The organism is Ornithinimicrobium sp. (assembly GCF_030537745.1).
Lineage (GTDB): Bacteria > Actinomycetota > Actinomycetes > Actinomycetales > Dermatophilaceae > Ornithinicoccus.
The window spans coordinates 1-8,141 of the sequence record NZ_JAUNVI010000091.1 but is presented as its reverse complement, the minus strand read 5'-3'; the positions used below and the strand labels follow the sequence as shown (position 1 = coordinate 8,141).

General features: G+C 66.4%; 6 protein-coding genes. All 6 read right to left on the bottom strand.

Going from position 1 to position 8,141, the window contains the following annotated elements; all coding sequences use genetic code 11:
• A partial coding sequence (gene rpe / locus Q4P07_RS13375) for a ribulose-phosphate 3-epimerase (protein WP_303375415.1) occupies positions 1-655 on the bottom strand: 655 nt, incomplete at its 3' end.
• 23 nt (positions 656-678) lie between these two features.
• Positions 679-2,028: an RsmB/NOP family class I SAM-dependent RNA methyltransferase gene (locus Q4P07_RS13370; RefSeq protein WP_303375414.1), complete on the bottom strand. Its 1,350-nt coding sequence runs from the start codon at positions 2,026-2,028 to the stop codon at positions 679-681.
• 151 nt (positions 2,029-2,179) lie between these two features.
• Entirely contained in the window at positions 2,180-3,112 is a 933-nt protein-coding gene (gene fmt / locus Q4P07_RS13365) for a methionyl-tRNA formyltransferase (RefSeq protein WP_303375413.1), read from the bottom strand.
• Positions 3,113-3,203: 91 nt separating this feature from the next.
• A complete protein-coding gene (locus Q4P07_RS13360) occupies positions 3,204-5,006 on the bottom strand; it encodes an ABC transporter ATP-binding protein (RefSeq protein ID WP_303375412.1) in 1,803 nt (600 codons plus the stop codon).
• Positions 5,006-6,115, bottom strand: a complete 1,110-nt coding sequence (locus Q4P07_RS13355) for an ABC transporter permease (protein WP_303375411.1) — start codon at positions 6,113-6,115, stop codon at positions 5,006-5,008. The genes Q4P07_RS13360 and Q4P07_RS13355 overlap by 1 nt, the downstream gene beginning before the upstream one ends.
• Before the next feature lie 70 nt (positions 6,116-6,185).
• Positions 6,186-7,706 carry an ABC transporter permease subunit gene (locus Q4P07_RS13350; RefSeq protein ID WP_303375410.1) on the bottom strand — a complete coding sequence of 507 codons (1,521 nt, stop codon included), beginning with the start codon at positions 7,704-7,706 and terminating at the stop codon, positions 6,186-6,188.
• Positions 7,707-8,141: the final 435 nt, after the last annotated feature.

Here is an 8,141-nt window from a genome sequence, read left to right as displayed (position 1 = left end):
CAGCCAGGCCGCGAAGGGCCGCGATGCTCGCCGGCACGTCGTCCGCGCCATAGACCGCGGAGCCGGCCACGAAGACGTCGGCGCCAGCCTCGACGCACTGCTGGATCGTGTCGGCAGAGACTCCCCCGTCCACCTGGACCCAGATCTGTCCACCACGACGTCGCACGGCCTCCCGCACCTGTCGCACCTTGGCCATCTGCTCGGCCATGAACGACTGGCCACCGAACCCAGGCTCGACCGTCATGACCAGCACCATGTCGACCTCGTCCAGCAGGTCCTCATACGGCGCGAAGGGTGTGGCCGGCTTGAGGGCGAACGCCGCCCGGGCGCCGGCGGCCCGGATAGATCGTGCGGTCCGGACTGCGTCCCGAGCGGCCTCGATGTGGAAGGTCACCGAACCGGCTCCCGCCTCGGCGTAGCCCGCGGCCCAGCGATCCGGGTCCTCGATCATCAGGTGCGCGTCGATGGGCACAGGGCTGACTCGGACCAACGACTCGACGACCGGCAGGCCGAGGGTCAGGTTGGGAACGAAATGGTTGTCCATCACGTCGATATGCGCCCAGTCTGCGTCCGCGATCCGCCCTAACTCGTGCTCGAGGTTCGCGAAGTCCGCGGACAGGATGGAGGGGCTGATCTGCAAGTGCGTCTCCGGCATGGCGCACACCCTAGTGGGACCGTTCAACGGCGGCGAAGGAGGGCGATGAACATACTGTCCGTGCCATGCCGGTGGGTCCAGAGCTGGGCCCAACTCTCTCCTTCCGCGCCGACTCCAGTCACCGTGTCTCCCGCGCGGTCACGCAGCCACGGACGCACATCGACCAGCTCTGCGTCGGTGCGGTGCTTGAGCACGTCCTTGACGACCAACGTCGTTTCACCGATGTGCGGCGAGCAGGTGGCATAGGCCACCAGCCCACCCGGGCGGACAGCATCCAGCGCTGAGCCGAGCAAATCGCGCTGCAGCGGACCCAGCTCGGTGAGGTCCTCGGGGGTGCGCCGCCACCGCGACTCAGGGCGGCGACGCAAGGCACCCAGACCGGTGCACGGGGCATCGACGAGGACCCGGTCGTAGACTCCCGGCTCGGCCGCTCCGACGAGGCGTCCGTCCTCGACGCTCACCTCCACGTCGGCACCGGCGTCGATGGCTCCCGCAAGGGTATGGCGAACCAGCTCGGCTCGGTGAGGAGTCACCTCGTTGGCACGCAGGACCGCACCCCGCTGGAGCGCTAACGCCGCGAGCAGCCCGGCCTTGCCCCCGGGACCAGCACACAGGTCTAGCCAACGCCGGTCGGTCCCCTCGATCTGCGCTTCAGCCAGCGCGAGCGCAACCAACTGAGAGCCGGCGTCCTGGACAGCCGCCCGGCCGTCCCGCACCGCAGACAGGACGCCCGGGTCTCCGGCGGGCAGCGACCACGCGGTCGACGCGATCGCCAACGGCGTCGCGCCCGCCTGCTCGAGCGCCTCATCCTCGACCAGCCCTGGCCGCGCCACGAGGGTCAACGGACCGGGGTCGTTGTGCGCCGCGAGCAGATCCGGCAGCTCTGCGTCGGCCAAAGCCGGGGTGCTCCCGTGCGCAATCAAAGCGGCTCGCAGCGATCGGACGATCCACTCGGGATGGGAGTGCTCGACGGCCAGCCGCTGCAGGGGATCCACGATGTCGGCGGTCACCACCTGCACCCACTCCTCCCGGGTGCGTTCGCTGATCCGACGCAGCACGGCATTGGCAAAGCCACCTGCCCCCTGGCTCACGTGCTGCCGCGCGATCGCCACCGTGGCGCTGACCGCGGCGTGGTCCGGCACCCGCATCGCCAGCAACTGGTGAGCGCCCAGCCGGATCACGTCCAGGACCGCGGGGTCGATCGCCGAGGCCTTCCGGTCCGCGGCCACCGCGATGATCGCGTCGTAGAGCCCTTGGAGCCGCAGAGTGCCATAGGTCAACTCGGTCGCGAAAGCAGCATCGCGGCCACGGACATGCCGCTGCCGAAGGACCGAGGGCAGCTCCAGGTTGGCGTAGGCGCCGTCGCGGGCCACCGCTCGCAAGACCTGGTATGCCGCGTCCCGCGACGGATCGGTCCGTGCGGCGCGCTGCGTGGGGGTCTGCGCGGAGCGTGCTCGCGGACCACGGCGACCTCCAGGTCTGCCGTCAGCACCCTGGCTTCTCCCTCCGCCACGTTGATCCTGACTAGCCACTGAACCCCTCACCTTCCTGGGGACGAACTCCACGGGCCCAGTCCGCGGCTGCCATCGGTCTCTTGCCGTGCGGCTGCACAGTGCCCAGGAGCACGGGGGTCGTCGCCGTGCCGACCAAGACTTTGTGCCTATCAGCCCGGACCTCGCCCGGCGCGATCGGCACGAGGACGTGGTCCGCGGGCGTGACGGGTTGCACCTTGAGACGATCGCCCCGCCAGAGCGTCCACGCACCGGGTGCCGGCGTCACCCCGCGCACGAAGCGGTCGACGGCGAACGCCGGCGTGGCCCAGTCGACGCGGGCGTCCTCGACCTGCAGTTTGGGTGCATGGCTGACGCCCTGCGCTGACTGGGGCTCCGCGACAAGGGCGCCCTCATCCAGGGCGTCGAAGGTCGCGACCAGCAGTTCGGCACCGGAGGAGGCCAGTCGCTCCAGGAGGTCACCGCTGGTGTCTCGTGGCCGGATGGTTTCGGTCAGGCGTCCCAGCACCGGCCCGGTGTCTAACCCTTCCTCCACAACGAAGGTGACCGCGCCAGTCACGTCATCGCCAGCCATCACAGCGTGCTGCACCGGCGCGGCTCCACGCCAGGCCGGCAGCAGGGAGAAGTGCAGATTGACCCAGCCGTGCGGCGGCAGGGCGAGCAACTGGGGAGGCACCAGCGCGCCATAGGCGACCACCGCGCAGGCATCGGGCGCCCACGCCCGCAGTTGCTCGCGCACTTCCTCGCCTCGCAGCCCGCTCGGTGTGCTCACCGGCAGCCCGAGATCCTCGGCAACCTCGCGCACCGGGCTGGGGTGGCTCCGGCGACCTCGCCCAGATCGGGCGTCGGGCCGGCTAAGGACGCCGACGACCTCATGACGGGAGGCCGCCAACGCCTGCAGCGCGGGGACGGCAGCCTCTGGTGTCCCCGCGAAGACCAGCCTCACGACCACCCTCCGACGCGCACGCGCAACTCACAAGCGCGGTGCGCACCTTCCGCGGTAGCGGCGGCCTCGTGGTGGCTTTGCAGCAAACTAGTCAGAGCGTGTCCGACCCATCTGCCATGGTCTGACGGAACTCGTCAAGGTTCTCCACGTGCAACTCGGCAATCTCGGCGCCCTGGGCGCGCAGCAACTCGTGGCGTTCACGGCGGCGACGTTCTTGCTCGATGGGGTCCGGGACCGGCGCCGCGGCGATCAGCCGCTGGGTGTACTCCTCCTGCGGAGCCTCCATGATCTGGGCACGAGGACCTGCCTCGACCACCTTGCCGTTCTGCAGCACGATTACCTTGTGAGCTAGCAGGTCGATCACCGCGAGGTCATGGCTGATGAAGAGGCAGGCGAAGCCGAACTGGTCCTGCAGCTCGGCGAAGATCTTGAGCACCCTGGCCTGCACGGACACGTCGAGAGCGGAGGTCGGCTCGTCGGCGACCAACAGCTCGGGATCCAACGTCAGGGCACGCGCGACACAGATGCGCTGGCGCTGTCCTCCAGAAACCTCGTGCGGGTAGCGGTTAAACACCTCGCGCGGCAGTTGGACGGCGTCCAGCAGGTCGTAGACACGCTGTTGTCGCTCCTTGCGATCGCCGACCTTGTGCACCACAAGCGGCTCGGCAATGCATTCGCCGATGGGCAGGCGGGGGTTCAACGAGGCGGCGGGGTCCTGGAAGACGACGCCGATTCGCTTCCGTAATGCTTTCAGGTCGGCCCTGCTCAGACGTGTAAGGTCCTGGCCCAGCAACTTGAACTCGCCGCTGGCGGCCGGGATCAGACCGAGCGCGCACCGGCCTATCGTGGACTTGCCTGATCCGGACTCGCCGACGAGCCCGACGATCTCGCCCTTGCGCACATCGAAACTCACGTCGTCTACGGCCCGGAACGGCGGCTTGCCCAACCGCTGGTACTCGATGACCAGGTTGTTCAGCTCGATGGCCAGCGGGGCGTCGGCGGCTACCTCTTCCTTGACGTTGATGCCCATCTGGCCGCGGCCGGCGCCCATCCGTGGCACCGCGCCGAGCAGCATTCTGGTGTATTCGTGCTGGGGGTGCAGGAGCACCTCCTCCACGGTGCCGCGCTCGACGATCTCCCCCTTGAACATCACCGCGACGCGGTCGGACATGTCGGCTACCACGCCCATGTTGTGGGTAATCAGCAGGATGCCGGTGTTGAGCTTGTCCTTGAGCGAGCGGAGTAGGTCAAGGATATCGGCCTGCACCGTCACGTCGAGAGCCGTCGTCGGTTCGTCCGCGATAATGACCTTGGGGTCGCAACTGATCGCCATCGCGATGACCACGCGCTGGCGCTGACCGCCGGAGAGTTCGTGCGGATATTTCTTCATCTGACGCGCGGGCTCGGGAATGCCTACCATTCCCAGCAGTTCGATGGCTCGGTCGACGGCCGCCTGGCCGCGGGCGACTCCATGCAACTCCATCGACTCGACCATCTGCGTCGAGATCGACAGCACCGGATTGAGTGCGGTCATCGGCTCCTGGAACACCATGGCGACGTCATTGCCCCGGAGGCGGCGCATGCTGCGCTCGGACATGCGTCCGATCTCCTTACCGGCGATGTTGACGTGGCCGCCAATGGTCGCATTGCTCGGTAGCAGGCGAAGGGCCGTCATCGCGGTGACTGACTTGCCCGAGCCGGACTCGCCGACCAGGGCGACGACCTCCCCGGGGCGGACCTGCAGGTCGACGCCTTTGACGGCGTGCACGCTGCCGAACTCGGTCGCGAAGCGGACGTCGACGTCGTCGAAGGCCAGCACGACCTCGTCCCCCTCGCCGGGGGTGCCGGAGCCGGTGTAGATCTCGCCGTCGTAGTGATCGGTGGTGGTGCTCATCAGTCAGCGCTCCTGTTCTGCCGCGGGTCGAAGGCGTCGCGGAGACCGTCTCCGAGGAAGTTCACGGCCAGGGCGATGATCAGGATGATCATGCCGGGCCACCAGAACAGCCACGGTCGTGACTTGAAACTGTTCTGGTAGGTCGAGATCAACAGGCCCAACGAGGTGTCCGGCGCGCGCACACCCCACCCAAGGAAGGACAGCGCAGACTCGATCAGGATGGTGGCGGCGATCGCGAGTGTCGCGCTGACGATGATCGTGCCAATCGTGTTGGGCAGGATGTGCTTGAAGATGATCCGGGAGGAGTTGGTCCCGATCGCCTCGGCGGCCGCGACGAATTCGCGTTCGCGCAGCGAAAGGACCTCACCGCGGACCAGTCGTGCGAGTCCGGTCCAGCCGATCACGCTCAGGAGCAGGGCCAGTGGCCAGATGCCACCGTTGGCCATCTTGCCGAAGACCGCAGCCAGCACCAGGGCGGGGATCACGATGAACAGGTCGGTGATACGCATGAGGATCGACTCGATCCAGCCGCGGTAGTAGCCGGCGATAGCGCCGATGACGGTTCCGATGATGGTCGAAGCAATGCCGACGGTGAAGGCGACGATGAGGGACCGCTGGGTGCCGCGCATCGTGAGCGCGAAGTAGTCCTTGCCTGCGTTGTCCTGGCCGAAGGGGTGCTCCCCAAGGCTGAACGGCCAGAGCTGGAGCGTGGGGCGCCCACGATTCTCGACGAGCGCTCCCGCCGTATAGCTCTTGCCCCACCAACCGGGCAACTCTAGACCGGGGATCTGCGAGCCGATGGAACTGAACGCCATGACTGTCACGAAGACCAGCGCCGCGAACGAGACCATGGCTCCCCGGTGCCGGAAGAATCGGCGCCTCACTAGTTGGCTCTGGGAGTATGACTTCTGCGTGAGGTCGAGCTTCTTCTCGACCGAAAACTCGTGGTCGTCATCGGCGACCTGGAGCACAGGCGGCTCGGTGGATTGCGGGGCACCGGTGTCCTGCTGCATCGGGACCGGAGAGATGCCCTCGTGGCCACTACCGGGGACCTGGGGCTGGTCCTGATCCGGGTGGTCGTCTCCGGGCGGAGTGGGCCGGTCAGTCATCGATTGTTCCTTCTGGTCGGAGCCGTCAGGGCGGACGGGACGCGGTGCAGGTGGACAAACATCTCGATGCTCACCTCGTGATCCGTGGGTCGAGGAAGGCGTAGGTGATGTCCGCGAGCATGTTCATGAGGATCGCGGCACCTCCTGCGACGAGGTAGTAGGCCATGACCGGTCCAGGGTCGACCTGGTTCAGGCCTTCTCGGAACATCGCGCCTAGGCCCTTCCAACCGAAGATCGTCTCGGTGACGATCGCTCCACCCAGGAGCCCGGCGAAGTCGAAGGCGACGATCGTGGTGATCGGGATCAGCGCATTGCGCAGGGCATGCTTGGTGTAGATGACCCGGTCGGAGAGCCCCTTGGAGCGGGCGGTCCGGATGTAGTCCTGATTGATGGTCTCCAGCATGGATGCGCGGGTGTAGCGGCTGTAGCCCGCGATCGAGACCAGGGTCAGCACGATGGTGGGCAGGACCAGTTGCACGCCCCAGTCAAAGATGTTCTGCCAGAAGGTCCCGTCAAATCCGGGCATCCCCGAACCAATGGTGGAGATCGGCCGGGTTTTTATCTGCAGGAAGCTGCCCCAGGAGCGCAGCAGTCGGTCCATGAAGATCAGGAAGCCGAAGGACAGCGCGGCGGCCGAGCAGACGAACATCGCCGTCTTCTTCTCGAACCCCCCGAAGAACCATCCTACGACCGCCCCGACGAGGATCGAGACGACAATCAGCCCGGTAATCACCCACCAGCTGGACGGGTCGACGAGCAACGGAGCGGTGACGAAGTAGGAGATGACCCCAAGGGCCACGGTGATCAAGCCAGCGTTGCGCACCTTCTTATGGGCCAGTCCGGTGGTGAGGACCATGAAGAAGGCGAGGGCCAGGAGCCCGCCGAGGATGATGAGCGGGAGCCCGAGCGCGGGCTGGCGCCACCAGCCGATGGAGTTGAAGTACCAGACCCCCGCGAACATCACTGCTCCGGTGGCTACGAAGGTCACGGCCTGGCGTTTGATGCTGCCGCCGAGCACAGAGGCCACGAGCAGGGCAAAGATCAGGGCAATGACCGCAATAGCCACGACCGTCAATCCGGGGTTGGCGATCCAGTTGTTGAAGCGGATGGCGCCGTAGTCCTTGAGCAGGACGGCGGCCCAGAAGACCGGAAGGCTGAAGAAGAGGAACGCGAGGAAGGTGATCGTGTAGTCGAAGCCGGAGTATTGGCGGATCGCGGAGAGGACTCCGAGGGTGATCCCGATCACGATAGCCAGCGCGACCGAGATGACGACCAACCGTAGGCTCGCTGCCGAAGAGCTGACCAGCATGGTGTTGATGTTGGCCCCATCGCGTGAGGAGCCGAGGTCGCAGGCGAGCACCAGGCACTTGCTCGCGCCCAGCAGCCACACCGTGTAGCGCTGCCACCAGGGCAGGTCGAGGTTCATGTTTGCGGTCCGGGCCGCCATGAGCTGGTCCCGGTTGCTCGCCCGACTCTCACGCAGATCTGCCAAGGGGTCGCCGGCGTTGATGGTCGCGAAATACATCAAGGCCGACCCCATGAGCAGGATCAGAGCGGAGATGGCAATCCTGCGAAGGATGAACTGGAGCACGAGGGACAAACCTTCCTGCTGGAGTCACGACATCGTGACTCTGGTGGACCGCACGGAACTCTAACTGACGACGCTGCCGATCACCACGGTAGGAGGATACTAAGTCGTCGGAGGGGGTTTTGGTCCACAACGGGCATCTGCAAGGAGACATACATCGGGGCGGGAGGGCGATGCCCTCCCGCCCCGTGCGTGCAGCACACCGTGGGTGGGTCTAGGACGAACCTAGATCACCACGGCTGGTGCGGGATGATCCGTGTTTTCAGTTGGCGCGAACCCACTGCTCGGCGTTCCACGAAACACCGGTCTGGACCGAGGTCTGGCGGACATTCTCGAGGGTCAGATCGTAGCCGACGATGCCGGGGTGAGCGAACACCGGGATGCCGTACAGGTTGTCCCAGAGCAGCTTCTCGATGATCTTGACCTGCTCCAGGTGGA